We start from the raw sequence: 511 nt of genomic DNA, 5'->3' as shown, positions 1-511 counted from the left end.
CCACCGCAGCGACTAGTGTTCTAGCTTCATCGAGTTTCTGATGGGCAACAGAAAGAGAAGTTTCAGGATAAACACCTAACGCCATCAGATGCTGTTTACCAGCAAAACGAAAACATAGTCACCAATACTTGGAACCATTGGGATGAATTAACAAAGACATCCCATCACCATCACCAAGTTGGTACTCCTTTACTTCAGGTTTGCTGTCCGTACTTTTACATCGGTCAATGCCATGATGTATGTCCTTTAGATAGCCTGTGAGTATGTAAAGACTTCCGAGTTATAAATATATACTCGCAAGCAAGTTGATGTCGGTTGAACTTGGTATACTTGAGGAGAAGGTAAAACGAAGGAAAACCAACGGGGACGTGAGCTACAGACGAAAAAATGAGCCTGTAATTAAAATTGTGTAATTGCCTGTTTTTGATATGTTCACTCCAGTAACGGAGACAGGCAAATTATGGACGAAAAGAAACTCAAAGCCCTTGCGGCTGAACTGGCTAAAGGTCTT

At 41.9% G+C, this 511-nt stretch carries 1 pseudogene; it reads right to left on the bottom strand.

The features are described 5' to 3' along the window. Positions 1-234 (bottom strand): annotated as a pseudogene (locus tag YALDO0001_RS22160) (Arm DNA-binding domain-containing protein); the annotation flags it as partial. Between the last annotated feature and the right edge of the window lie 277 nt (positions 235-511).

Origin of the sequence: Yersinia aldovae ATCC 35236, from assembly GCF_000173735.1 — a bacterium.
GTDB lineage: Bacteria > Pseudomonadota > Gammaproteobacteria > Enterobacterales > Enterobacteriaceae > Yersinia > Yersinia aldovae.
Note: the sequence above shows the minus strand (reverse complement) of the source record. Positions and strands in the feature narration are given on the sequence as shown.